A 23,741-nucleotide genomic window follows, 5' to 3' on the forward strand; every position below is an offset into this window, starting at 1 on the left:
CGTACGGATGGTCCGCGCGGGCACGGACGACGGGGGAGGGCGGCCGGGATGAACGACACCCAGGTGACGCTGGTGGGCTGCGTGGCCACGCAGATCGACTACAAGGAAACGGTGAACGGTCCGTCGGCGCGGTTCCGGTTCGCGGTGACGCCGAGGTACTTCGACCGGCGCAAGGAAGCCTGGACGGACGGGACCACCAGCTTCTACACGGTGTGGGCGCGGCGGGCGCTCGCCGTCAATCTCGCCGGTTCCGTATCGGTCGGCGAACCGCTGGTGGTGCACGGGCGGCTGCGCGTGCGGGAGGACCCGCCCGACGGGGACGGCAAGCGGTGGGTCTCCGCGGAGATCGACGCTTCCGCCATCGGACACGACCTGAACCGCGGGACGGCGGCCTTCCGGCGCGTGGTGCGGACGGACACCCCGCTGATGGCCACTCAGAAGGCGGCGGTGGTCTGAGTGTTCGAGGCGGTTAGGATTCCCCGGTACTCACGGGCACCTGGGTCTTTGGCCCGAAGGGGAAGACTGTGTCGATTGCCGTTCCCGCATCCTCCGCTCCTGATCCCGCTCCTGGCTCCGCGCCTCGTTCCGCCGCCGGCCCGGTTCCTCGTTCCACTGCTGTGCCTGCTCCTCTCGAACCTCCCGCCGCGGTACGGGGCTCCGCGCGCCGGCCGCTGGCGGTGGCCCTGCTGGCCGCGGCCCTCACCGCCGCGCCCGGTGCCCGGGCCGCCGCCGACTCCGACCCGGTGGCGCCCCGGGCGCCGGAGGGCGCGAGCGCCGTCCTGGACGGGCTCAAGACGTACGGGCAGGCGGTCCTGCGCTCCGGAGACGGATCGGTCCGGCAGATCCCGGCCGGACTCTACGAGATGCGGGTCGACGGCGGCGGGATGCTCCAGACGTACGGGGTCGGCGTGGCGGGCAACGCCCAGCCGCAGGCCCGGTACACCGAGAGCGGCTGGGGCGGCAGCCCGCTCGCCGGAAACCGGGAGGCGGGCCGGATCCGCTGGGTCCTGGAGCACTCCTACCCACAGCTGAACGATCTGGCCGGGCTCGCCAAGGAGGCCGGGGCCGACGCGCTCACCGCGGAGAGCGCGGCGGCCGGAACCCAGGTGGCGATCTGGCGGCTCGCGGACGGGGTGCACGTCGAGGCGGCGGACCCGGCGGCGGAGAAGCTGGCCGACTACCTGCAGCGGGCGGCCGGGCAGCTGCCGGAGCCGCCGGCCTCGCTGGGGCTGGACCCGGGCGACGTGTCGGGGCCGGTCGGCACCCGGATCGGCCCGGTGACCGTGCGGACCGGGGCGCGGAGCGTGTCGGTCGTGCCGGACGCGGCGGCCGTTGCGATGGGGGTGCGGGTGGTGGACGCCGAGGGGCAGCCCGTGGACACCGCGGCCAACGGCAGCCGGCTGTACTTCGAGGTGCCCGCGGGCACCCCCGACGGGACGGCCTCGGTCACCGTCCACGGTGCGACCAAGGTGCCGGTCGGGCGGGTCTTCACCAGCGGGGTGCCCGCACAGACGCAGATCGTGGCGGGCTCCAGCGAGTCCGCGGCCGCCGCCACGGCCACCGCGCTCTGGCCGCCGGCCCCCGTGACCGAGGCGGGCACGGCCTCCGGCTCGGAGGCGGTGGCGCTGGGCGCACCGTCGGCGGCCGTCCCGACGACCTCCCCGGACGAGGAGCGGCTGGCTACCAGCGGCAGCTCGGCGGCCACCCCGGTCATCGCCTCCCTGGCGGTGGGCCTGGTGGTCCTGGGCGGCCTGGTGGTCCTGCTGCTGCGCAAGCGCCCGCTGGACGGGGAGGATGAGGCGTAGCCCTCGCGGCGCGCCGCCGGGCGGGACCCGCGGGCCCGGTGGATCCGTTGGGCCGGGTGGCCGCCGGGGCAGATTCGGATCGGCCGCCCCGGGTAGGGGCAGGAAATGGCTGATCAGCAACTGACCTGGCAGGGTGCCGTCGCGCGGTGGGACCGGCTGCTGTTCGACGCGGTGGCCCGGCGGCACTGGCCGGGGGCCGACCGGGTGCTGCCCCGGCTCGGTCGGGCCGCGAACCACGGCGTGCTGTGGGGCGGTGCCGCCGCGGCGATCGCCGTCTTCGGCTCGGCCCGGGGCCGCAAGGCGGCCGGGCGCGCGGTCGCCTCGCTCGCGCTGGCCTCCGCGACCATCAACACCGTCGGCAAGTGGTCCGTACGCCGGCCGCGGCCGCTGCTGGACGGGGTGCCCGCGGTGCGGCAGCTGGCGACGCAGCCGCAGACCACCTCCTTCCCGTCCGGGCACTCGGCATCGGCGTTCGCCTTCACCGCCGGGCTGGCGCTGGAGTCCCCGGGCTGGGCCGCGGCGGTGGCTCCGGTGGCCGCGTCCGTGGCGTTCTCCCGCGTCTACACCGGCGTGCACTACCCCTCCGACGTGCTCGCGGGCGCGGCGCTGGGGGTGGCTGCGGCCGGAGTCGTACGCCGCCTCGCGCGGGACGTACAGGAGGCCCGGGTCGTGCCGGGCGACGAACGGACGGCCGCCGGGGCGCCCGCGCTGCCCGACGGGGCCGGGCTGACCGTGGTGGTCAACACCGGGTCGGGGACCGCCGCCGTCGCGGGGCTCGACCTCCTGCGCACCCGGCTTCCCGAAGCCGAGGTGATCGAGTGCGAGGGTGCCGACCTGGTCCCCACCCTGGCGGCGGCGGCCGAGCGGGCCACCGTGCTCGGGGTCTGCGGCGGCGACGGCACGGTCAACGCGGCCGCCACCGCCGCCCTGCGCGCCGGGGTGCCGCTGGCCGTGTTCCCCGGCGGCACCCTCAACCACTTCGCGATGGACCTCGGCCTCGGCGGCAGCGAGGACACCTGCCGAGCCGTGGCCGACGGGCACGCCATCCGCGTCGGCGTGGGCCGCTTCTCCCCGGGCCCCGGTGCCGCTCCGGGCGCGGACCCTGGCTACTTCCTGAACAACTTCAGCATCGGCGCCTACCCGGAGCTGCTGGGCCACCGGCTGCGCTGGGGCCCGCGCATCGGCGGCGGCCCCGCCGCGCTGCTGGCGGCCTGGCGGGTGCTGCGCGCCCAGCGGCCCGTGCGGCTGCGGCTGGCCGGGCGGCCCCGGAGCGTGTGGCTTCTGTTCGCCGGCAACGGCACCTACCACGGCACCGGCCCCACCCCCCGCCGCCGCGACAGCCTCGGCGAGGGCCTGCTCGACCTCCGGATCGTCTACGGCGGCGGCCGCCCCGGCCCCCGGCTCCTGGCCGCCGCCCTCGCGGGCCCCCTGAGCCGCTCCCCGGTCCACACCGCCACCCGCCTGCGCAGCCTGCGCATCGGCGACATCCCGAAGGGCACCCCGCTCGCCTACGACGGCGAATACGCCGAGGCCCCACCCGCCCTCGTCCTCGACGAACTCCCCGACGCGCTCACGATCTACCGCCCCCGCTGATCCCGCTCACGGGCCGACCGCCGGCGGGCCGTCCGATGCCGGGCCCACCCCCAGGTCGGCCCGCATGGCGCCGCGCATGGCCTGCCACTGGTCCTCGACACCCGTCAGGGTGGCGTGCATCTCCTCGAACGACTGCCCGGGCCGCGGGTTGCCCTCCTCCAGACGCATGGTCCGGCTGTACGCCTGGGAGAGGGTGATGGTCATGGCGTCCAGCTCGGCGAGCACCGGGTCGGAGGCCATCATCTGGGCCTCCGAGAACGCGGCGTGCATGGCGTGCCGGGCGTCCTCCAGGTCCGCCCGTCCCTGCGGCGCGACCTCTCCCCTGTGGACGAGCCACAGGTAGTTCATGAGCTCCACGCGGTAGCGGCGGTAGCCGGCCTGCCGGCCGGCAGGCTGACCGCGGCCGGCCGGCGCGCGGCCACCCGCTCCGGATTCGTCCCCGAGGTCCAGCGAAGGGCGACCCACGACGACCCGGGGTGGCCAGGGCGTGAGGCTCGCTGCGGGCCGCGCCCCAGCTCACCGGCTCTGCCCATTCGCCCACGGGTATGGACGTACGGCAAGATGGGGTGTATCTGCCCACCATCGATCTGCCGGACGGTTTCTCTTGGCTGAGTTCATCTACACCATGCGCAAGACGCGCAAGGCGCACGGCGACAAGGTGATTCTTGATGACGTCACCCTGAACTTCCTGCCCGGCGCGAAGATCGGTGTGGTCGGCCCGAACGGCGCCGGTAAGTCCACCGTTCTGAAGATCATGGCGGGCCTGGAGCAGCCGTCCAACGGCGATGCCTTCATCTCGCCCGGCTTCACCGTCGGCATCCTGATGCAGGAGCCCAAGCTCGACGAGTCGAAGACCGTTCTGGAGAACGTCCAGGACGGCGCCGCCGAGGTCATGGGCAAGCTCAGGCGCTTCAACGAGGTCGCCGAGCTGATGGCGACCGACTACACCGACGCGCTCATGGACGAGATGGGCAAGCTCCAGGAGGACCTGGACCACGCCAACGCCTGGGACCTCGACGCCCAGCTGGAGCAGGCCATGGACGCCCTGGGCTGCCCGCCCGGCGACTGGCCCGTCACCAACCTCTCCGGTGGCGAGAAGCGCCGCGTCGCGCTCTGCAAGCTGCTGATCGAGGCCCCGGACCTGCTCCTCCTCGACGAGCCCACCAACCACCTCGACGCCGAGTCGGTGAACTGGCTGGAGCAGCACCTCTCCCAGTACAAGGGCGCCGTCGTGGCCGTGACCCACGACCGTTACTTCCTGAACAACGTCGCCGAGTGGATCCTCGAGCTCGACCGAGGCCGCGCGCACCCGTACGAGGGCAACTACTCCACCTACCTGGAGAAGAAGGCCACCCGTCTCAAGGTCGAGGGCCGCAAGGACGAGAAGCGCCAGAAGCGCCTCAAGGAAGAGCTGGAGTGGGTGCGGTCCAACGCCAAGGGGCGCCAGACCAAGTCCAAGGCCCGTCTGGCCCGCTACGAGGAGATGGCGGCCGAGGCGGACAAGATGCGGAAGCTGGACTTCGAGGAGATCCAGATCCCGCCGGGCCCGCGCCTCGGTTCCATCGTTGTCGAGGTCAACAACCTCTCCAAGGCCTTCGGCGACAAGGTGCTGATCGACGATCTGTCCTTCACCCTGCCGCGCAACGGCATCGTGGGCATCATCGGCCCCAACGGCGCCGGCAAGACCACGCTCTTCAAGATGATCCAGGGTCTGGAGGCGCCGGACTCCGGCTCCGTCAAGATCGGCGAGACCGTCAAGATCTCGTACGTCGACCAGTCCCGCGCCAACATCGACCCCAAGAAGACCCTCTGGGCGGTCGTGTCGGACGAGCTGGACTACATCAACGTGGGCCAGGTCGAGATGCCGTCCCGCGCGTACGTCAGCGCCTTCGGCTTCAAGGGCCCGGACCAGCAGAAGCCGGCCGGCGTCCTCTCCGGTGGTGAGCGCAACCGCCTCAACCTGGCGCTGACGCTCAAGGAGGGCGGCAACCTGCTGCTCCTCGACGAGCCCACCAACGACCTCGACGTCGAGACCCTGTCCTCGCTCGAGAACGCGCTCCTCGAATTCCCCGGTGCGGCCGTGGTCATCTCCCACGACCGCTGGTTCCTCGACCGGGTGGCCACGCACATCCTGGCGTACGAGGGCGAGTCCAAGTGGTACTGGTTCGAGGGCAACTTCGAGTCGTACGAGAAGAACAAGGTCGAGCGTCTCGGTGCGGACGCCACCCGCCCGCACCGCGCCACCTACAAGAAGCTCACCCGAGGCTGAGGTAGCCGTCATGGCCAGACACCACTACCGGTGCCCCCTGCGCTGGGCGGACATGGATGCCTTCGGGCACGTCAACAACGTCGTCTTCCTCCGCTATCTGGAGGAGGCGCGGATCGACTTCATGTTCCGCCTCGCGCCGGGGGAGGGCAGCGAATCCTTCACGGGCGGCTCCGTCGTGGCCCGCCACGAGATCGACTACAAGCTGCCCCTCGTGCACCGTCACGAGCCGGTCCTCATCGAGTCCTGGGTGACCCGGATAGGCGCCGCGTCCCTGACCATCCGCTACGAGGTCAAGGACGAGGCGACCGAGGACGCGCCCGAGACGGTCTACGTGCGCGCCGAGACCGTGGTCGTGCCCTACGACCTCGCCGCGGGGCGGCCCCGCCGCATCACGGCCGAGGAGAGGCGCTTCCTGGAGGAGTACCTCGACGAGCCCGTGACCGCGTCCGCGTCCGCATCGGCCTCCGCTTCCGGCGGCGGCCGGGCAGGACGCCTCGCGGCATGAACGAGCAGTTGCGCTTCGCCGATTCCGGGGAGGCGGCGGACCTCGCCGCCTTCCTGGGCCGGCTGGTGCACTACGACCGCGCCGCCGCCGTCCGCCTCCAGGCGGGCGGCGGTGCGCTCGGCGTCTTCGGACGGCCGCCGTCCTTCGAGGTCCTGGCCATCCGTACGGTGCGGCTCGCCGCGCCCGTCGCCACGCCGCTCGACCTGACCGTGTCCGCCGGCGAGCTCCTGGAGTCCGTCGACGAGGCCTCGGCCGCGGCCACCGTGCCCGCGCCGGTCACCGGACCGCCCTGGACCGGGGTGCTCCCGCCCCGCGGCGGCTGGCGGCAGCTGCCGGGGCTGCCCGGCCCCCGGGCGATGGGAGAGGCCGTCGCGGCCGCCGTCGCCGAGTTCCGCGCCCGCGACGAGGCCCTGCCCGCGCAGCACCGGACCCGGTCCGAGCGCGACCGCATCGGCCGCGAGATCTGGTCCCGCACCCTGGGCGACACCGAACTCCCGCTGCGCGCCGTGCACGCCGCGCAGTCCCTGGGCTTCCTGCGGCCGGTACGGGCCGCCGTGCCCGCCTCCGCCGCCACCGCCTCCGCCGCCCCCGACCCCGTGGCGCTCCTCGCCGCCGGAAGCTGGCTGCGGCTGCGCACCCCGTACGGCTCCGTCGCCACCCGCCGCCCCGGCGTCACCGGCGGCCTGGCCGCCCTCCAGGTCCGTCCGGTCTGATCCGTAGGCCGGGCCCCTGCCCTAACCCGCCGTGTTGATCATCGACGCGGCGGCGTACGTCAGGTACTTCCACAGCTGCGCCTCGTGCTCCGGCGCCAGGCCCAGCTCGTCCACCGCGACCCGCATGTGCTTGAGCCAGGCGTCGTGCGCCGCCGCGTCCACCTGGAACGGCGCGTGCCGCATCCGCAGGCGCGGGTGCCCGCGGTGCTGGCTGTAGGTGGCCGGCCCGCCCCAGTACTGCATCAGGAACAGCGCGAACCGCTCCTCGGCGGGCCCCAGATCATCCTCCGGGTACATCGGGCGCAGCAGCGGGTCCTCCGCGACCCCCTGGTAGAAGCGCCGGACGAGGCGGCGGAAGGTGTCCTCGCCGCCGACCTGCTCGTAAAAGGTCTGCTCCTGAACCGTGCCCCGCGGAATGTCATTCACCCGACCATCGTCTCAGACACCCGGACGGAGGACCGGGGTCCTAGGACTCTTCGACGGGGGCCCGCCGGGGCCGCGCGTTCGCACGCGGAGGCCGTGCGCAGGACAGTGGAGGCATGGGCGCACACACCGCACGCACCGAGACGCGCGATCTGCGGGAGACCGCGCACGCGGCCCAGGTGCGGGAGCTGACCGCTGCCGGGGTGCTGGAGGATCCGCTCTGGCGGTCGGCGTTCGCCGCCGTGCCCCGGCACCTCTTCGTCCCCTACTTCTGGACCGGCCGCGGCGCCGGCCACGAGCGGCTCTGGGCCGAGGACCCCGACCCCGAACGCCGGGCCCGCTGGCTGCGCGGGGTCTACGTCGACACCCCGCTGGCGACCCGGCTGCGCGACGGCCGGCTGGTCTCCTCCAGCAGCCAGCCCTCCCTGATGGCGAAGATGCTGGGCGCCCTCGACGTGCACGACGGAGACGACGTCCTGGAGATCGGCGCGGGCACCGGCTACAACGCGGCCCTGCTCTGCCACCGGCTCGGCGAGGAGCACGTCACCACCGTGGACCTGGACGAGGAGATCACCGAGTCCGCACGGGCGCACCTGGCCCAGCTGGGCTACCATCCGGCCGTGGTCACCGGGGACGGCGCGCGCGGCTGCCCCTCCCGGGCCCCGTTCGACCGGATCATGGTGACCTGCACGCTGCCCCTGATCCCGCACGCCTGGCTGGGCCAGTGCCGGCCGGGGGCGCGGATCCTGGCCCCGCTGTCGACCGGGCTGATCGCGCTCACGGTGCGGGACGCCGATTTCGCGGAGGGCCGCTTCCTGCACACCGCGGCCTACTTCGTCCCGCTGCGCGGGGCCACGGCCGCGCCGCCGCCCGACCCGGACGGGGTGGCGTACGGGATCCCGTACGAACTGGTGGAGAACGAGCGGTTCCAGTTCATGCTCGTGCTGACCGCGGGCGTACTGCACCCCCGCGAGGCCCTGGACCTGTGGCGCAGCGAGGGGCGCCCGGCCCGCGAGCGCTTCGGGGTCTCGGTCAGCGCGGAGGGCCAGTGGGCGTGGCTGGACGATCCCCAGGGGCCCTACGTGTGGCCCCTGGGGGAGGCGTGATCAGCCGCGGCGGATGGTGATCGTGGTCCAGGCGCCCACGTGGACGCGGTCGCCGTCGGTGAGCGGCACCGGGACGTAGGGCTGGATCGGCTCCTCGCCGCCGTTGATGGTGGTGCCGTTGGTGGAGTTCTGGTCCACCACCGCCCAGCTGAGGTCGGGCTGCTGGACGAGGACCGCGTGCTGGTGGGAGACGCCCGGGTCCTCCGGGGGCACCGACAGGTCGATGTCGGGGGACTCGCCGCTGGAGGCGCGGCGGCGGCCGATGGTGATCTGGCCGCCGACGAGCGGAAGGTGCTGCTCCGGGGAGTAGGCGGGCAGGTTGAGCCCGGCCGCCTCGGGGCCGCTGCGCTGCATCATCGCCATGAAGTACGAGCGGTCGGGGCCGATCGTCGCGGACCAGGAGCCGCCCTGGGGCGGGAACGGCTGGTGCTGCTGCGGCGGAGGCTGCTGCTGGTACTGCTGCTGCGGCGGGGCCTGCTGCTGGTACTCCTGCTGGTACTCCCGCTGTTGCGGCGGGGGCTGCTGCTGGTACTGGGGCTGCGCGGACTGCTGGTACTCGTGCGGCTGCTCGTGCGCGGGCGGCGGCAGCAGCCAGTCGTCCTCGCGCTGCAGCGGCTCGGCCGGCCGGTTGACCCGGGACGGCCGCGAGCCCTGGTACTCGAAGTGGTCCTGGGAGTAGTTCCCGGGAGCGGGCACGGGCGGCGGAGGCGTGCCACCGGGGCCGGGGCCGGGAACGGCACCCGCGCCGGTCGGCTGCGGGCCGGGGTCAGGCGCCGGCGGGGCGTACGAGGTCGCCGTACGGGTGAGGAAGTTGTACCGGCACTCCTCGCAGAACGGGGCCATGGCCTCGCGCGGGGTCCGGCACTGCGGGCAGAGCTCGGCCTGGGCGGTCGGCTCACCGGCGGTCGGGGGGAAACCGTAGCCGTAGGAGGGCACCGCGGGGGGGCCGTCCGGGGCACCCATGCGGTGGCCGCAGACCTCGCACCAGTCGTCGGAGGCGGACTGGTGCCCGTTCGGGCAGGTCGGCATGGCGGCGCTTCCCCCTTCTTCTCCCTGCGTCTTCACGTCAGGTCTCAGGTCTTCTTCACTCGGACGGTCTGCGTCGATCGCGTTTCCAGAGTCATCTCATCGGCATCGGCGACCTTCGCTTTCAGCCGCACAGTACCCGCCACGGCGTCCACGACATCCACCACCTTCGACAGCAGTCTTGCTGTGTCGGCGTTCCCGGAGGCACTCGCCAGCTGTACCGCACGCCCCAGTTTGGCCGTGGCCCCATCGACATCGCCCAGTTTGCGGGCTTCCAAACCCTGTTGGATGGCCTGCGCCAGCTCCGCCTGTCCGGTGTAGTGGGCGACCTGCGGGCTGATGGCGGTGGACGCGGCGAGATCGGTCGTCCACACCGCGCGCACCAGGCCCTGGGCGAGAACGGTCTCGGACCCGCCCGCCGATCCCGGCAGGACGAGCGTGGTGCGGGCGGCGAGCATCTCCTGGCCGACGGCCGCACCCGGGACGCGCACGCACACGTGGTACTCGCGGGACTCGTCGCCCCACGAGCCGGTCGGGTAGTCGCCGGCGCGCGGGCCCGCCGCGGTACGGCGGTCGGTCAGGTCCTGCACGGTCGGCGCGACCTGCTTCACGTACTGGATCTCCGCGCCGACCGGGGTCCACAGGCGCAGCGCGACGTCCGCGACCTCCTTGCCCATGACGTTCTCCATCATGTGCGTGAAGTCCTCGGTGAGGTGCGCCGGGTCGGCCACGATGTCGGCGGAGCCGAGCAGCGCGCTCGCGATGCCCGTGACCTCCTTGACCTCCCAGTCGGTGCCCACCCCGCGGGCGTCGCAGGTGAAGCGGCCCGCGCAGGCGTCGAGGGTGGCCCGGAGCACGGCCGGCTCCTCGTGCTCGTTGCGGCCGTCGGTGAGCAGGATGCCGTGCCGGATGACGGCCGTCGAGCTGCGCAGCAGGCCGTCGGCGAGGCGCAGCCAGGTGCCGATGGCGGTGCCGCCGCCGGAGCTGAGCCCGCGCAGGGCCTCCTTGGCCTGGGCCCGGGTGGCCGGGTCGGCCACGGCGAGGCGGCCCTGGCCCGGGTAGACCTCCTTGGCCACGTGCGTACCGGCGATCACGGCGAAGGAGGTGCCGTCGCGCAGGGTGTCGACGGCCGCCGCCGTGGCCTCGCGGGCGCCCCGCATCTTCTCCGCCGGGTACTCCATGGACCCCGAGCAGTCGACCATGATCACGACTGCGGCCGTGCCGTCGGCGGCCGCCGCCCGGGTGGCGGTGGCACCGCCGGTGGCGGTGACCGTGACGATGGCGTGGACGTCACGCCCGCCCTCGGGGAGGAACTCGTTCTGGTACACCTCCACGCTGAAGCGCGGGGCGCTCGGCTTGGCGAAATTCGCCATCGATGGGACTCCTAGGGCTCGGGCAGGCGGGTCAGACCTGCGGGCGCGCTTCCGGTTCCGGTCGTGCTGCCGGGCCCGGCTCCACCTCGGGTCCCGGTTGCTGCTCGGGGTCCGTGGCGAACGGCACCACGGCCACGGTGACGTTGTCGTGGCCGCCGCCGTCGAGGGCGTGCCCCACCAGCACCTGCGCGCTGTGCAGCGGGCGGGTCGCCGCGTCCGCGGGCAGCACCTGCGCCATCTCCCGCGCGGACTCCGCGTAGTTCCACAGTCCGTCGGTGCAGACCACCACCACCCCGGGGTGGTCCGGCTTGAAGGTCGCGGTGTGCGGTTCGAGGTCGTACGCGTCGGCCCCCAGCCAGCCGGTGATGGCGTGCGCGCGGACGTCCGCGTAGGCCTCGGCCTCGCCCATCAGCCCGGCGGCGACCATCTGCGCGGCCCACGAGTCGTCCTCGGTGAGACGGCGGGGCAGCGCGACGCGGTCGTCGGGCACCCAGTAGGCACGGCTGTCGCCCACCCAGCCGATGGTCAGCAGGCCGCCGCTGACGACGGCGCCCACCAGGGTGCAGGCGGGGGCGTTCTGCGCGCCCGGGGTCTCCGGGGCCAGGGCGTTCACCGCGGCGGCGGCGGCCAGGATCGCCTCGTGCATGGCCTCCTGGGGGTGCGCGCCACGGGGGAGCGCGTCCAGCAGTGCCTCGTTGGCGGCGGCGGCCGCGGCGGCCGAAGCCTCGTCGGGGCGGCTCGCGGAGGAGACGCCGTCGCAGACGATGGCCACGGTGGCGGCGGATCCGTCGGGCAGGGCGGTGGCCGCCACCGCGAAGGAGTCCTCGTTGCGGTGGTGGCGCAGCCCCCGGTCACTGACGGCGGCGACGCTCCCCAGTTCCTCTTCGAGGTGGTCCCGCTCCCGGGGCTGTGCGTGCCCGCAGTGCTCGCAGTACCCGTCGGTGTCCACGTGGCCGGCCCGGCAGGCGACACAGGTCTTCCCGCCGACCGCCGCGCCGGACTGGGGCGGGGTCTCGTACGGGGCTTCGGCGGCGCCCCAGGGCGTCCCCTCCGGGGGCGTGCCGGAGCTGTCGCCGGGCCGGTCGTGGCGGGTCTCGGCGCCGTCCGCCCAGCCCTGCGGGCCCGAGGGCCCGGACGGGCCGCCCGGCTCACGCTCGAAGCCCTCCGCGGCGCTGCCCCGCGGCCGCCCGACGTGCCCCTGCTCCGGAGCGGACCCGGAGGCGTACGAACCGTCGCCCGCTCCCCACGGAGTGCCCTCCGGGGGCGTGCCGGTGCCGTACGGGCTCTCGTGGCCCGCGCTCCCGTACGCGGACCCGGCCGGGCCCGGCTGCGGCAGCAGCCCGGGCTCCGCCACGGTGGCGCTCCAGCCGGCCGGCTCGTCGACCAGCGTCGGCGCGGCCGCGGCCACGCTGCCCCAGCCGGGCGCCGGTTCGGCGGCGTCGTGGGACGCGCCGTGGGCCGGGGCGGCGGCCGGGCTCCCGTAACCGCCCGCGGGGGCGGCCGGCGGGGCCGGTGGCGCCGGCGGGATGGGCATGGTCGGGTGGTCCGCGGACGCAGCCGGGGGAGGAGCGGTCACGGCGTAGCCGCAGACGCCGCAGAAACGGTCACCCTCCTCCAGGGGTTCCGCGCAGCTGGGGCAGCCCGACAGCCGATGCATCGACATCACTCACACCCACGTCCGGGGACGGAAACGGTTTGCCCGCTCCACCAGTTCGATCCTCTCCTCGCCACGCCGCGCCAGCCGTGCGAGGACGCGGTACGAGCGCTCCAGTCCGAAGCGCAGGCCCCGCTCGTCCAGTTGACTGCCGAGCAGCGAGGTCCGGCCGGGGTCGGAACCCCGGCTACCCGACAGTACCCAGTCCAGGGCCGAGCCCAGAACCTCCGTCGCGAGCCGCTCCTGCCGCTCCGGGTCCAGCCCGAACCGCCGCAGGGCCTCCACCTGGTCGGCTGCGGCCGCCAGGTCGGCCAGCAGAGCCTCCTCCGGGGACCGGTCGCGCAGACGTGCGCGTACGGCCGCCACCCGGGCGGCGGTGTAGTGGATGGACGCCTCCGGCACGGATTCCAGCGTGCGCACCGCCGCGTCCCGGTCGCCGGCGGCCAGCTGGACCCGGGCCAGCCCGAAGGCCGCGCTCACGAATCCGGGGTCGGTGATCCACACGAGCCGGTAGTACTCGGCGGCGTTATCCAGCTGGCCCAGCACCTCCGCGCACAGCCCGAGGGCCAGCTTCGGCGCGGGCTCGCCCGGGAAGGCGTCGTAGATCGCGTCGAAGGACAGGGCCGCGATCTCGTTCTCACCGGTGGCCAGCGAGGCGATGCCACGGGCCCACACCACCCGCCAGTCGTCCGGATGCCGGGCCTCGAGCTCCGCCAGGGTGCGCCCGGCCGAGGACAGCTCGCCCAGCTCCAGCCGGGCCCGCAGCTCGCGCAGCCGCAGCTCGGCCGAGTCGGTGGGCGCCGAGGCCAGCGCGCCCAGCAGGTCGCCCGGCGCGGAGGCCAGCAGACCGGTGAGGAAACCGGCGTTCGGATCGCCCGCGTCCACCAGCGGCACGGGCAGGGCCAGCGCGGTGTCGCCGGCGTCGAGGGTGGTCGCTCCCGCCGTGGCCGTTGCCGCGGTGGGAGCGGCCGGGGACACCGGGGCCGGTGCGGGCCCCGCCGCCGGAGCCTGACGGGCCCGGGGCACGGGCGCCGCCACATGCGTGGCGGTGCTCCCGAGCGCGGGCACGGCCGCACCGCCGGACGCGGGCGCCCATGCACCCGGCGTGCCGCCGGGGGCCGCCGCGGACGGGCTCGCGCCGCCGGGCAGGGGCGTCCCGCCCGGCGGGGTGCCGCCGGTGAGCGCGTGGCCCTGCGGGCCGAACGCCCCGGCGGGCGACACCGAGCCTCCTGCCGCCCCGGCCGGGAAACCCGGGCCGTACGGCCCCCCGGCCCCGGGTGCTCCGGCCGGCAGGGCGACGCCTGCCGGCGGGGTGCCGGGCAGCCCGGCCGCTCCGGGTCGGTTGCCGGCGGGCAGAGCCGTCCCGCTGTGCTGGGGTCCCCACGGGCCGGAAGCCCCGGGCGGGGCCGCGCCCGGCGCGTGCGCTCCTGCGGAGCGGGCCGGGGTGCGGCCGAGCGCCCCGAACAGCCCGCCACCCCGCCGGAAGGCGAGCGGCCGGGAGGCGAGCGGGCGGTGGCCCAGCCGGGACACGACCGCGCCCGAGGCGGCGTCGGCGAACAGCTGAGTGTCCGGAACACGCAGTTCCGGGCCGAAGAGGGTCGACAGCTGGGGCCGCGGCCGGCCCGTCTGGAGCGCGACCACCTCGCGCAGCACGCCCGTCAGCTGGTCCGCCATCTCCTGCGCCGAGGAGAACCGCCGCCCCGGATCCGGGTCGGTCGCCCGTACGAGCAGCCGGTAGAAGGACTCGTACCGTCTGAACACCTCGATGTGCTCGGGGTCCGGCAGCGAGTCCACGAACACATTGGTGTAGCCCTGGAAGTCGAAGGTCAGGACCGCCAGCGTCCGCGCCACCGTGTAGAGGTCGGAGGCGACCGACGGGCCCAGCTCCGCGACCTCCGGCGCCTGATAGCCCACCGTGCCGTAGATGGCCGACTCCTCGTCGTCCATCCGGCGCACCGCGCCCATGTCGATCAGCTTCAGCTGGTCCTGCTGCTGGATCGCGTTGTCCACCTTGAAGTCGCAGTACAGCAGGTTCCTGCTGTGCAGGTGACCCAGCGCCTCCAGCGCCTCGATCCCGTACGCGCACGCCTGCTCCACCGGCAGCGGATCGCGCCGCCCGTCCGGCCGCCGCCGCTCGTTCGCGATCTCCTTCAGCGACTTGCCGCCGACGTACTCCATGACGATGTACCCGTCCAGCGAACCGGTCCGCTGGTCCAGGTGCTCGACGAAGTTGTAGATCCGCACGATGTTGGAGTGCTCGATCTCCGCGAGGAAGCGCCGCTCCGATATCGCGGCCTCCATCGCGTCCTGGTCGCCGGTGTCGAGCAGGCCCTTGAGGACCACCCACCGGTCCGCGACCGCCCGGTCCACCGCCAGGTACACCCAGCCGAGACCGCCGTGCGCGAGGCAGCCCGCCACCTCGTACTGGCCGCGCACCACGTCGCCCGCGTTCAGCTTGGGCACGAAGGAGTACGGGTGCCCGCACTTGGTGCAGAACCCTTCCGTCCGGCCCGGCCGGTCCCCGCGGGACCGGCCCACCGGCGCCCCGCAGTCCGAGCGCGAGCAGAACCGCTTGCGCTCCGGCACCTCCGGGTTCTCCAGGACCGCCGCCGAAGGATTCGGACGCGGCACCTCCGGGACGTTGACCAGCCCGGCGCCCAGCCGGCTGCGCCCCGAGGACGCCGCCGAGCCCGAACTGCGCACCGACACCGACCGGGTGGACGCCGTCCCCGGCAGGGACCGCGACAGCCGCCCCGACACCGAGCGACGCGAGGACGAGGACCGGGAGGAGCGGGCCGAGGCCGAGGACCGCGCCGAGCCGTGCGAACCCTGCGACCCCATCGACCCACGAGACCCGCGGGACCCGCCGGATCCCAGGGAGCCCCGGGCCGCGCTCGTCATCCCCGTCGGGGGCGACACCAGTTCGTCCGCGCCCGCCGCGACCGAGCCGACCGGCGCCAGCCCGCAGGTGTCGCAGTACAGCTCGCCGCCGCCCATGTCCTCGTACGTCCCCGGGCAGCCGGGGCGAACGCACGCGGTTCCGACCAGACTCATGCGTCCTCCTTCCCCGGCCCGTCGGGCCGGAACTGCTCGGGCCGGAACTGCTCGGGCCGGTGATCTTCGTGCCTCGCCTGCTGCGGCACCAGCGACTCCGCCGCCGCCTGCTGGTACCGCAGAACGGCCTGCTCGGCCGCCCGCAGGTCGCAGGGCGCGCTCCACAGCATCCGGCGGGCCGCGTCGTACCGCTCGACCAGCACCGGATCCTCCGCCATTCCGTGGCGGGCCACCTTCGCCTTGTACGCGTCGAGCCGCCCGCGCAGCTCGGCCCGTACCGCCAGTGGCGCCGTCACGGCCGTCAACGATTCACGGGCCCGTCGCAGTTCCTCCTCGGCCCGGACCTCCAGCGATTCCAGCAGCGGCGAGAGCCGGTGCCAGCGCGACTGGCGCCGGTGCTCGGCAGCCGCCGCCAGCTGCTCCTGCAGCACCGTCGGCGGGCCGCTCACCGCCGGCACCTCGGACGCGGCGATCTTCGCCAGCACCTCACCGCGCGCCGTCCGCGCCTCCGCCAGGGTCCGGTCGGCCCGCGAGAGCACGTCCCGCAGGCTGATCAGCCGCTGCTCGGCGTCCTGCCGCACGTCCAGCACCGCCTCGACCTCCCGGCGTACGTCCTCCAGCGCGAGCGCGGCCCGGTCGTAGCGCCCCGTGTCCGGACGGCCACCGCCGGGTGCCGCGCTCCCCGTCACCGGCAGCCAGAAGGCCAGCGGGTCCGCGATCACCTGCGCCCGCAGCTGCGTCAGCTCCGCGGTGATGTCCTCCAGGTCGTCGCCCGAGGGATGCTCGCCCGGGCGCACGCCCACCGAGTGGGCGAGCGAGCGGGTGCGGTGCAGCTCGGCGGCGAGCAGGTCGATCCGGGCGGGCAGCGCCGACCACACGGCGTCGGCGGCGACCACCACGTCCAGCGAACGCGCGTACAGATCGTTCATCCGCGCCACCAGCTCGGCGAGCGAGAGCCGCTCCGCCAGCGCGACACCCTCCGCCGCCGCCCCCGCGATCAGCACCCCGGGCCCGCGCAGCCGCTCCGTCAGCTCGATCAGGTCCTCGCGGTTCGGCCAGCGCCGCCGCTCCCGGACCTCCCGGGCCGCGGCCAGGGCCCCGCTGTAGGCGTCGAAGTACGTCCACAGCCGGCTGATGTCCGCGTCCGCGGCCGTCCACCGGTCCTTGGTGATCCCGGTCAGCGCGGCGCCCTCCAGCAGCCGGCGCCCCGCGTGGTCCTGGAGGGCGAGCAGCGAGGTCTCGACGGCCTCGTGCTCCGCGCCCAGCCGGGCCAGGGCGCGGTCGACGCCGTCCCGGTCCATCACTGCCGAACCCGCCTCCACCGACTGTGCCTCCGCTTCCGCTGCCGCCTCCGAATCCCTCTGCGCGTGCTCCGTGTCCGGCCCCGCACCCGGTCCCGTACCCGAAACCGCCACCGGCCTCAGCCGTCCCGGTACTTGGGAGCGGGCGGCGCGGACACGCCGGGCAGCACGGGCTGCAGGTGCTTGAGGTACGCCCTCATCCAGGGGCTGTCACTGCCGCCCGCGCGGTAGTTCTCCAGCACCTTGTTGACCCGGCGGACCAGGTCCGAGGCGTCCTTGTTCATCGCCACCCCGTAGAACTCCCGGGTGAAGGGCGAGCCCACCAGCTGCACCGAGGGGTCCTGCGCGGCCTGGCCGGCCGCGAGGGCGTTGTCCGTGATGATGCCGTCGACCTCGCCCAGCTGGAGCCGCACCAGGCAGTCCAGCTGGTTGGCCACGGTGACCGGGACCGAGCCGTACGACTGCGACTTCAGCGCCGCCTCCGCCGTGGAACCGGCCGCGAAGCAGATCCGCTTGTCCTTCAGCGAGGTGTCGTACCCGGTGATCGGCGAACCCTTGGGGGCCAGCACCTGCTGCCCGGCCTCGAAGTAGGCCGTCGAGAAGGCGACGTCCTCCAGCCGCTTGCAGTTGATGGTCATGGTCCGCACGACGACGTCGACACGGCCCTCCTGGAGTGCCGGGACGCGCTGGCTGGTGGGGATGGCCCGGTAGATGACCGCGTTCTCGTCGCCCAGGATGTCCCTGGCGATGGCCTTGACCAGGTCGATGTCGAAGCCGTCGAGGTGGTTGCCCTCCGCGGTCTGGTTGCGGTAGCCCCAGCGGAAGCTGTTCTGGTCGACGCCGGCGACGAGCTTGCCCGCCGCCTTGATCCGCGCGATGGCCGCCCCGTCCACGTCGGACGGGCGCAGGCTCGCCTCGGGGTCCTGGCAGGTGTCGGTCTGGGTCCACGGCGCGGCCGGGGCCGCCGCCATCGCGGCGGGCTTGCGGACCGCCGGACCGCCGGTGTCGGGCGTCGCGTGGGCCAGCGGCAGCAGCACGACCGCGGCCGTCACCGCACAGGCGACGGCCATCGCGCTCACGCCGCCCCAGCCGCGCAGCCGGCCCGCGGCCCGCCGCACCCCGGACGCGGCGCCGCCCGGAGCCCCGGCACGGCCCTCGAGGGCCGCGTGCCCGGCGTGCCCCGCGTGCCCCTCCCGGCCCTCGTAGGACCCGTGCCCCTCGTACTGCTCGTGACCTTCGGCGGCCCGCCTCGCTCGTATCCGCATCGCTCTCACCTGTACTCCGAAAGCCTGCGCCCGATACCGAGCAGGGCGGCCGCCGCGCCGATGACCACCAGGATCGCCGAGCCCGTCACCAGACCGCCCGTCGCGCCGATGCCGTCCCGGGCCGCCCGGGTGAACTCCCGCTGCTCGTGGGCCACGGCCTGCTCCAGGGAGGCGTCCACCGTGTCGAAGGCGGCCCCGCTGCTCTCCTTGTGCTTCTCGTCCCCGACGACCTGGGGCAGCGCGGCTTCGTAGTCGCCCTTCAAGTCCGCCTCCCTGGCCGCCGTGTGCCGCTGCTTCCACTGCTCCACACCGTCCACGGCGCGGTTCACCGGGCCCCGGCCGGCCTCGTCGTCGGCCAGTCGCAGCGCGGTCGCCAGCCCGGCGTCCAACTGCTTCATGTTGTTCGTGAAGTCCACGTCGTACTTGTCGGACTTCTTGTCCTCCGCCAGTACGGCGCCCCGCGCGATCAGCGTCAGGTTCTCACCGGCCCGCGCCTGCAAGGAGGCGATCCGCGCGTCGTTGAGCACCTTCATCGACTCCTGCCCGTCCGCCCGCGCTTCACTCAGCGAGGACCGCGCCACCGTGTGGCCGACGGCCAGCCACAGCAGGACGACCACCGACGCGGCCGTCGCGGCCAGCAGTCCGTGGTTGAAGACCCGGTTGGTGTGCCGGTAGTTGCGGCGCTGCGCCCACACCAGCCCGGCGAGCGCGAGCAGGCCCGCAGCGAGCGAGGCCAGCGGCCAGGAGCGGGCGTCGTCGTAGTCCTCGTAGAGCCGGCCGGTCTCCGCCTCGTACAGCCGCTGCGCGGCGGGCAGCAGCTGGGTGGTCATCTGCTCGTTGGCGTAGCGGAGATAGGCGCCGCCCAGCGGCAGGCCCTGCCGGTTGGTGGCCCGGGCCTGCTCGATCAGGCCGGTGTAGCGCGGCAACTGCTCGCTCAGCAGGGTGATCTGCTCGCGGGAGTCCTCGTTGCCGCCGGTGTTGGCGGCCGCGCTCACCAGCAGCTTGGAGGCGTTCGCGATGTCCTTCTCGTACCGCTGCCGGACCTCGCGCGGCTCCTGGGCGCCCAGCAGGAAGCCGCTGGAGGAGGTCGTGTCGGCGTCGGCGAGGGAGCGGTAGATGCTGGCCGCGTCCGCGCTCAGCGGCTGGCTGCGGCCCACCACGTCATCGGCGGCGGTGGTCCGGCCGGAGATCTCCAAGACGCTCACCGTGCCGAACAGCACGATCAGGGCGGCCAGGGCGGCGCCGATGATCCGCAGGCGGCCGGGCTCGGTGGTCGCCGCCTCGCGCAGCCGCTCCACACCCTCGGCCCAGGCGGTGCTCCGCCCGGGCGGTCCGTCGGGCGGTGAAGCCGGTGCCCCCGCGGGCGGCACGGCACCACCGACCCCGGGCGCGCGTGATGTGATCGCCACCGTGACCTCCCCCTCGGTCCTGTAGTCCCCCAGCCAACGGCGGGAGGCACCCCCTGCGCAGCAGTATGGACGTAGTGCCGGCCGACCACAGCACCCGGTGCTGCATCCGGGGAGATCCACCCCCTGGGGCGCCCTCCGTCACCCCTTCACCGTCAATACGCCTGCACGAGCGCCAACGGTTCCAGACCGGCGGCCTTCAGGGGCGGGTTCAACCGAAATGGGCACGGAGTTTTCCGTAGGCGAGGGGTGGGGAGCCGAGGGCGTCGAGGCCGAGGAGGCCGGCGCCCAGGACCGGCGGGGCCGTGACCACGTGGATGCGGGCGCGCGGGGCGCGGTCGGCGAGGCGGGCCGCGATGCGGTCGTTCAGCTGGGGGTGCCGGGCCGCCAGGACGCCGCCGCCCAGGACCACGGGCACCTCCTCGGCCAGCAGGCCCAGGCGGCCCAGTGCCACCGAGGCCATGGCCACGATCTCGTCCGCCTGCCGGTGCACCAGCGACAGCGCCACCGGGTCGCCGGCGGCCGCCACCGCGAACAGCACGGGGGTCAGTTCGTGCCGCCGCCCGGCCGGGATCCGGCCCAGGTGCATCGCCTCGATGAGCGAGGCCATCGAGTCGAGGCCCAGGTGCGCGGGGAGCGCCCGGGCCAGTTCCGTCGGCTCGCCGCGCCCGTCCTCGGCCCGGGCCGCGAACCACATGGCCTCGTCGGCCAGTCCGCCCCCGCCGCCCCAGTCGCCGGAGATCCGCCCGATCGCGGGGAAGCGCGCGGTCCGCCCGTCGGGGGTCATCCCGACGCAGTTGATGCCGGCCCCGCACACCACCGCGACGCCGCGCGGCTCGGCGCCCACGGGCAGGCCGGCGCGCAGCAGGGCGAAGGTGTCGTTGTGCACCTCCGTCACGCGCCCCCAGTTGCGGCGCTTGATCTCGCGCGCCAGCTTCCACTCCTCCACCGGGAAGTCCGCGTTGGCCAGGCAGGCCGACACGTGCTCGGCGCAGGGGCCGAGGCCGCGTCCCTCCCGGTAGTCCAGGCCGGCGTCGGCCATCGCCTCGGCCAGTACGTCGACGGCCGCGGCCACCCCCGTCCGGGACGGCTGGAAGCCGCCGGCCTGCCCGGAGCACAGCACCGAACCGTCCGGGCCGAGCAGGGCCACGTCGGTCTTGCTGTTCCCCGCGTCGATGGCCAGGACGGAACAGAGGTTCACGCCCATGCGAGGTGCTCCTTGTTGTGCGCGAGGAGCCGGTCGGTCAGCCCCTCCGCCAGGTCGAACTGGCCGACCAGCGGGTGCGCGAGCAGTGCCTTGAAGACCCGCTCGCGCCCGCCGCGCAGCGCCGCGTCCAGTGCGAGGTCCTCGTACGCCGTCACGTGCGAGATCAGCCCGGAGTGGAGCGGGTCCAGCCGGGGGACGGCCAGCGGCCGCGGGCCCGAGGCGTCGACGCGCGCCTGCACCTCGACGACCGCGTCGTCCGGCAGGAAGGGCAGGGTGCCGTTGTTGTACGTGTTGACCACCTGCACGGCCGGGCCGCCGCCGGCCAGCAGGGAGGCGGCCAGGTCCACGGCAGCCTCGGAGTAGAAGGCGCCGCCCCGCTTCGCCAGCAGGGCCGGCTTCTCGTCGAGTGCGGGGTCGCCGTACAGGGCGAGCAGTTCCCGCTCCATCGCGGCGACCTCGGCGGCGCGCGAGGGCTTCGTGCCGAGTTCCCGTACGACCTCGTCGTGGGCGTAGAAGTAGCGCAGGTAGTACGAGGGCACGACGCCGAGCCGGTCCAGCACCGCCCGCGGCAGGCGCAGGTCCGCGGCGATCGCCTCGCCATGCGCGGCGAGCAGCCGCGGCAGCAGGTCCTCGCCGTCCGGGCCGCCCCGGCGCACGCCCAGTTCCCAGGTGAGGTGGTTGAGGCCCACGTGGTCCAGGTGGATGTCGCCGGGGGCCAGGTCCAGGAGGGCCGCGAACTTCCGCTGGAAGCCGATGGCGACGTTGCACAGCCCGACGGCCTTGTGCCCGGCCTGGAGGAGGGCCCGGGTGACGATCCCCACCGGGTTGGTGAAGTCGATGATCCACGCGTCCGGGCTGGCCCGGCGGACCCGTTCGGCGATGTCGAGGACCACCGGGACCGTGCGCAGCGCCTTGGCGAGGCCGCCCGCACCGGTGGTCTCCTGCCCGATGCAGCCGCACTCCAGGGGCCAGGTCTCGTCCTGGAGCCGGGCGGCCTGGCCGCCGATGCGCAGCTGGAGCAGGACCGCCTCGGCCCCGTCGACTCCCGCGTCGAGGTCGGCGGTGGTGGTCACCCGGGCCGGGTGCCCCTGCCGGGCGAAGATCCGCCGGGCCAGGCCGCCGATGAGTTCCAGCCGGTCGGTGGCCGGGTCGATCAGGACGAGTTCGGTGACCGGCAGGGTGTCGCGCAGCCGTGCGAAGCCGTCGATCAGTTCGGGGGTGTAGGTGGAACCGCCGCCCACCACTGCGAGTTTCATTGCCGTCAGCCTTTCACGCCGGTCAGGGTGACTCCCTCGACGAACGCCTTCTGGGCGAAGAAGAAGAGGACGATCACCGGGGCCATGACCAGCACGGTCGCGGCCATGGTCAGGTTCCAGTTGGTGTGGTGCGCCCCCTTGAAGGACTCCAGTCCGTAACTGAGGGTCCAGGCGGCCGGGTTGTCGGAGGCGTAGATCTGCGGTCCGAAGTAGTCGTTCCAGGCACAGAAGAACTGGAACAGCGCGACGGCGGCGATCCCGGGCTTGGCCATCGGCAGCACCACGCGCAGCAGGGTGCGCACCTCGCCGCAGCCGTCGACGCGGGCCGCGTCCAGGTACTCGTCGGGGATGGTCAGCAGGAACTGGCGGAGCAGGAAGATCGAGAAGGCGTCGCCGAAGGCCATCGGGACGATCAGCGGCCACAGGGTGCCGGACAGGTCGAGCTGCTTGGCCCAGAAGAGGTACATGGGGATGACCACCACCTGTGGCGGCAGCATCATCATGGCGATCACGAGCAGCAGGGAGAGGCGCCGCAGGCGGAAGCGGAACTTGGCGAGCGCGTACGCGACGGGCACGGAGGAGACCACGGTCAACAGGGTGCCGAGCCCGGCGTACAACAGGGTGTTGCGCCACCAGGTCAGGAATCCGGGCGTGTTCCAGACGGTGGCGTAGTTGTCCCATTCCCAGGTGTCGGGCCACAGGTCGCGGGTGAGCGCCTGCCGGTCGCCCATCAGGGAGGTGAGCAGGATGAAGACGAAGGGGAGGACGAAGAAGAGGGCCGCGGCTACGCCGAGCGCGTGGACGCCGATCCAGTGCAGTACGGCTTTGCGTCCGTGCGTGCTCACTCACCTGCTCCGATCAGTCCGCCACGGCGCCGCATCAGGAGCGCGGTGAAGGCCATGGAGAGGGCGAACAGGACGAGCGCGACGACACACGCCGTGCCGTAGTCGAAGCGCTGGAATCCGAGGTTGTAGACGAGCTGCGGCAGGGTCAGGGTGGACTTGTCGGGGTAGCCGGGTTCGAACTGCTGGCCGGAGCCGCCGATGACTCCGGCCGCGACCTTTCCGGCGACCAGTGGCTGGGCGTAGTACTGCATGGCCTGGATGACCCCGGTGACCACCGCGAACGCGATGATCGGCGAGATGTTGGGCAGGGTGATGTGCCGGAACCGCGCCCAGGCCCCGGCCCCGTCCAGCTCGGCGGCCTCGTACTGCTCCTTCGGTACGTCGAGCAGTGCGGCCATGAAGATGACCATCAGGTCGCCCACCCCCCACAGGGCGAGGGCGGTGAGCGCCGGCTTGGACCAGTCGGCGTCGGTGAACCAGCCCGGGGTGGGCAGTCCCACCGCGTCCAGCAGGGTGTTGGCGGGTCCGGTGCCGGGGTTGAGCAGGAAGACGAAGGCCAGGGTCGCGGCGACGGGCGGGGCCAGGTAGGGCAGGTAGAACAGGGTCCGGAAGATCCCGGTCCCCGTCTTGATCTTCGTGACGAGCAGGCCGACGCCGAGGCCGAAGACGACCCGGCAGGTCACCATCACCGCCACCAGCCACAGGGTGTTGCGCATGGCCGGCCAGAAGAGCGGATAGTCCGTGAAGACGTAGCTCCAGTTGTCCAGGCCGTTGAAGGCGGGCTGCCGGAAGCCGTCGTACTTGGTGAAGGAGAAGTACAGGGTGGACAGCAGGGGGTAGGCGAAGAAGACCGCGAACCCGATGAGCCAGGGGGACATGAAGGCCGCGGTCCGCAGGGCGGAGCGGCGGCGCTTCGACCGCAGGGTGGGGGTGGTCATCC

20 protein-coding genes are annotated in these 23,741 nt (G+C 73.8%); 7 read left to right on the forward strand and 13 right to left on the reverse strand.

From position 1 onward, the window contains the following. Positions 1 to 48 precede the first annotated feature (48 nt). The 3 genes from RIU97_RS26375 to RIU97_RS26385 all read left to right on the forward strand — a co-directional run bounded on the left by RIU97_RS26375 (position 49) and on the right by RIU97_RS26385 (position 3,398). Positions 49 to 456: a single-stranded DNA-binding protein gene (locus RIU97_RS26375; protein ID WP_404960073.1), complete on the forward strand. Its 408-nt coding sequence runs from the start codon at positions 49 to 51 to the stop codon at positions 454 to 456. Between the two features lie 161 nt (positions 457 to 617). Beyond that, positions 618 to 1,805, forward strand: coding sequence for a thioester domain-containing protein (locus tag RIU97_RS26380; protein ID WP_404960074.1), 1,188 nt, complete (start codon positions 618 to 620; stop codon positions 1,803 to 1,805). Positions 1,806 to 1,910: 105 nt separating this feature from the next. Further along, complete coding sequence (locus tag RIU97_RS26385) at positions 1,911 to 3,398, forward strand: bifunctional phosphatase PAP2/diacylglycerol kinase family protein (RefSeq protein WP_404960075.1); 1,488 nt, start codon at positions 1,911 to 1,913, stop codon at positions 3,396 to 3,398. 6 nt (positions 3,399 to 3,404) lie between these two features. Here the strand turns inward: RIU97_RS26385 and RIU97_RS26390 are convergent, their stop codons facing one another. Next, positions 3,405 to 3,863 carry a hypothetical protein gene (locus RIU97_RS26390; RefSeq protein ID WP_404960076.1) on the reverse strand — a complete coding sequence of 153 codons (459 nt, stop codon included), beginning with the start codon at positions 3,861 to 3,863 and terminating at the stop codon, positions 3,405 to 3,407. Positions 3,864 to 4,002: 139 nt separating this feature from the next. Between RIU97_RS26390 and ettA the strand changes: the two genes are divergently transcribed. Genes ettA through RIU97_RS26405 form a run of 3 tightly spaced genes read left to right on the forward strand, consistent with a single transcriptional unit; the run spans position 4,003 to position 6,885 of the window. Next, positions 4,003 to 5,667, forward strand: coding sequence for an energy-dependent translational throttle protein EttA (ettA, locus tag RIU97_RS26395; protein ID WP_404960077.1), 1,665 nt, complete (start codon positions 4,003 to 4,005; stop codon positions 5,665 to 5,667). A 10-nt stretch (positions 5,668 to 5,677) separates the two neighbouring features. After that, positions 5,678 to 6,172 (forward strand): acyl-CoA thioesterase, encoded by a 495-nt coding sequence (locus RIU97_RS26400; RefSeq protein WP_404960078.1) that lies wholly within the window; start codon positions 5,678 to 5,680, stop codon positions 6,170 to 6,172. Further along, positions 6,169 to 6,885 carry a hypothetical protein gene (locus RIU97_RS26405; protein ID WP_404960079.1) on the forward strand — a complete coding sequence of 239 codons (717 nt, stop codon included), beginning with the start codon at positions 6,169 to 6,171 and terminating at the stop codon, positions 6,883 to 6,885. Before RIU97_RS26400 ends, RIU97_RS26405 begins: the two co-directional genes overlap by 4 nt. 21 nt (positions 6,886 to 6,906) lie before the next feature. Here the strand turns inward: RIU97_RS26405 and RIU97_RS26410 are convergent, their stop codons facing one another. Beyond that, positions 6,907 to 7,311 carry a globin gene (locus RIU97_RS26410; RefSeq protein ID WP_404960080.1) on the reverse strand — a complete coding sequence of 135 codons (405 nt, stop codon included), beginning with the start codon at positions 7,309 to 7,311 and terminating at the stop codon, positions 6,907 to 6,909. A 113-nt stretch (positions 7,312 to 7,424) separates the two neighbouring features. Between RIU97_RS26410 and RIU97_RS26415 the strand changes: the two genes are divergently transcribed. Then, entirely contained in the window at positions 7,425 to 8,414 is a 990-nt protein-coding gene (locus RIU97_RS26415) for a methyltransferase domain-containing protein (protein WP_404960081.1), read from the forward strand. Here the strand turns inward: RIU97_RS26415 and RIU97_RS26420 are convergent, their stop codons facing one another. From RIU97_RS26420 to RIU97_RS26470, 11 genes are all read right to left on the reverse strand, one after another. Then, a complete protein-coding gene (locus tag RIU97_RS26420) occupies positions 8,415 to 9,443 on the reverse strand; it encodes an FHA domain-containing protein (RefSeq protein ID WP_404960082.1) in 1,029 nt (342 codons plus the stop codon). A 44-nt stretch (positions 9,444 to 9,487) separates the two neighbouring features. Next, positions 9,488 to 10,813 carry a VWA domain-containing protein gene (locus RIU97_RS26425; RefSeq protein WP_404960083.1) on the reverse strand — a complete coding sequence of 442 codons (1,326 nt, stop codon included), beginning with the start codon at positions 10,811 to 10,813 and terminating at the stop codon, positions 9,488 to 9,490. A gap of 31 nt (positions 10,814 to 10,844) precedes the next feature. Further along, a complete protein-coding gene (locus RIU97_RS26430; protein WP_404960084.1) occupies positions 10,845 to 12,476 on the reverse strand; it encodes a protein phosphatase 2C domain-containing protein in 1,632 nt (543 codons plus the stop codon). Positions 12,477 to 12,479: 3 nt separating this feature from the next. Continuing rightward, the gene (locus RIU97_RS26435; protein ID WP_404960085.1) at positions 12,480 to 15,521 is read right to left on the reverse strand and encodes a tetratricopeptide repeat protein; all 3,042 of its coding nucleotides are present in this window, start codon (positions 15,519 to 15,521) and stop codon (positions 12,480 to 12,482) included. Beyond that, entirely contained in the window at positions 15,518 to 16,822 is a 1,305-nt protein-coding gene (locus RIU97_RS26440) for a hypothetical protein (protein WP_404960086.1), read from the reverse strand. The genes RIU97_RS26435 and RIU97_RS26440 overlap by 4 nt, the downstream gene beginning before the upstream one ends. A gap of 119 nt (positions 16,823 to 16,941) precedes the next feature. After that, complete coding sequence (locus RIU97_RS26445; protein WP_404962945.1) at positions 16,942 to 17,892, reverse strand: glutamate ABC transporter substrate-binding protein; 951 nt, start codon at positions 17,890 to 17,892, stop codon at positions 16,942 to 16,944. A gap of 200 nt (positions 17,893 to 18,092) precedes the next feature. Beyond that, positions 18,093 to 19,490, reverse strand: coding sequence for a hypothetical protein (locus tag RIU97_RS26450; protein WP_404962946.1), 1,398 nt, complete (start codon positions 19,488 to 19,490; stop codon positions 18,093 to 18,095). Positions 19,491 to 19,704: 214 nt separating this feature from the next. Continuing rightward, a complete protein-coding gene (locus RIU97_RS26455; RefSeq protein WP_404960087.1) occupies positions 19,705 to 20,700 on the reverse strand; it encodes an N-acetylglucosamine kinase in 996 nt (331 codons plus the stop codon). Next, the gene (locus RIU97_RS26460; protein WP_404960088.1) at positions 20,691 to 21,956 is read right to left on the reverse strand and encodes a 6-phospho-beta-glucosidase; all 1,266 of its coding nucleotides are present in this window, start codon (positions 21,954 to 21,956) and stop codon (positions 20,691 to 20,693) included. Before RIU97_RS26460 ends, RIU97_RS26455 begins: the two co-directional genes overlap by 10 nt. A gap of 5 nt (positions 21,957 to 21,961) precedes the next feature. Further along, the gene (locus RIU97_RS26465; protein ID WP_319731260.1) at positions 21,962 to 22,801 is read right to left on the reverse strand and encodes a carbohydrate ABC transporter permease; all 840 of its coding nucleotides are present in this window, start codon (positions 22,799 to 22,801) and stop codon (positions 21,962 to 21,964) included. Then, positions 22,798 to 23,739, reverse strand: a complete 942-nt coding sequence (locus RIU97_RS26470; RefSeq protein ID WP_404960089.1) for a carbohydrate ABC transporter permease — start codon at positions 23,737 to 23,739, stop codon at positions 22,798 to 22,800. Before RIU97_RS26470 ends, RIU97_RS26465 begins: the two co-directional genes overlap by 4 nt. Positions 23,740 to 23,741: the final 2 nt, after the last annotated feature.

Origin of the sequence: Streptomyces sp. 147326 (assembly GCF_045000215.1) — a bacterium.
Classification (GTDB): Bacteria; Actinomycetota; Actinomycetes; order Streptomycetales; family Streptomycetaceae; genus Streptomyces.

Coding starts and splice junctions, on each gene's coding strand:
- RIU97_RS26375 (WP_404960073.1), top strand. CDS start 49: ATGAACGACACCCAGGTGACGCTGGTGGGCTGCGTGGCCACGCAGATC.
- RIU97_RS26385 (WP_404960075.1), top strand. CDS start 1,911: ATGGCTGATCAGCAACTGACCTGGCAGGGTGCCGTCGCGCGGTGGGAC.
- RIU97_RS26400 (WP_404960078.1), top strand. CDS start 5,678: ATGGCCAGACACCACTACCGGTGCCCCCTGCGCTGGGCGGACATGGAT.
- RIU97_RS26405 (WP_404960079.1), top strand. CDS start 6,169: ATGAACGAGCAGTTGCGCTTCGCCGATTCCGGGGAGGCGGCGGACCTC.
- RIU97_RS26415 (WP_404960081.1), top strand. CDS start 7,425: ATGGGCGCACACACCGCACGCACCGAGACGCGCGATCTGCGGGAGACC.
- RIU97_RS26420 (WP_404960082.1), bottom strand. CDS start 9,443: ATGCCGACCTGCCCGAACGGGCACCAGTCCGCCTCCGACGACTGGTGC.
- RIU97_RS26425 (WP_404960083.1), bottom strand. CDS start 10,813: ATGGCGAATTTCGCCAAGCCGAGCGCCCCGCGCTTCAGCGTGGAGGTG.
- RIU97_RS26430 (WP_404960084.1), bottom strand. CDS start 12,476: ATGTCGATGCATCGGCTGTCGGGCTGCCCCAGCTGCGCGGAACCCCTG.
- RIU97_RS26435 (WP_404960085.1), bottom strand. CDS start 15,521: ATGAGTCTGGTCGGAACCGCGTGCGTTCGCCCCGGCTGCCCGGGGACG.
- RIU97_RS26440 (WP_404960086.1), bottom strand. CDS start 16,822: ATGGACCGGGACGGCGTCGACCGCGCCCTGGCCCGGCTGGGCGCGGAG.
- RIU97_RS26445 (WP_404962945.1), bottom strand. CDS start 17,892: ATGGCCGTCGCCTGTGCGGTGACGGCCGCGGTCGTGCTGCTGCCGCTG.
- RIU97_RS26455 (WP_404960087.1), bottom strand. CDS start 20,700: ATGGGCGTGAACCTCTGTTCCGTCCTGGCCATCGACGCGGGGAACAGC.
- RIU97_RS26460 (WP_404960088.1), bottom strand. CDS start 21,956: ATGAAACTCGCAGTGGTGGGCGGCGGTTCCACCTACACCCCCGAACTG.
- RIU97_RS26470 (WP_404960089.1), bottom strand. CDS start 23,739: ATGACCACCCCCACCCTGCGGTCGAAGCGCCGCCGCTCCGCCCTGCGG.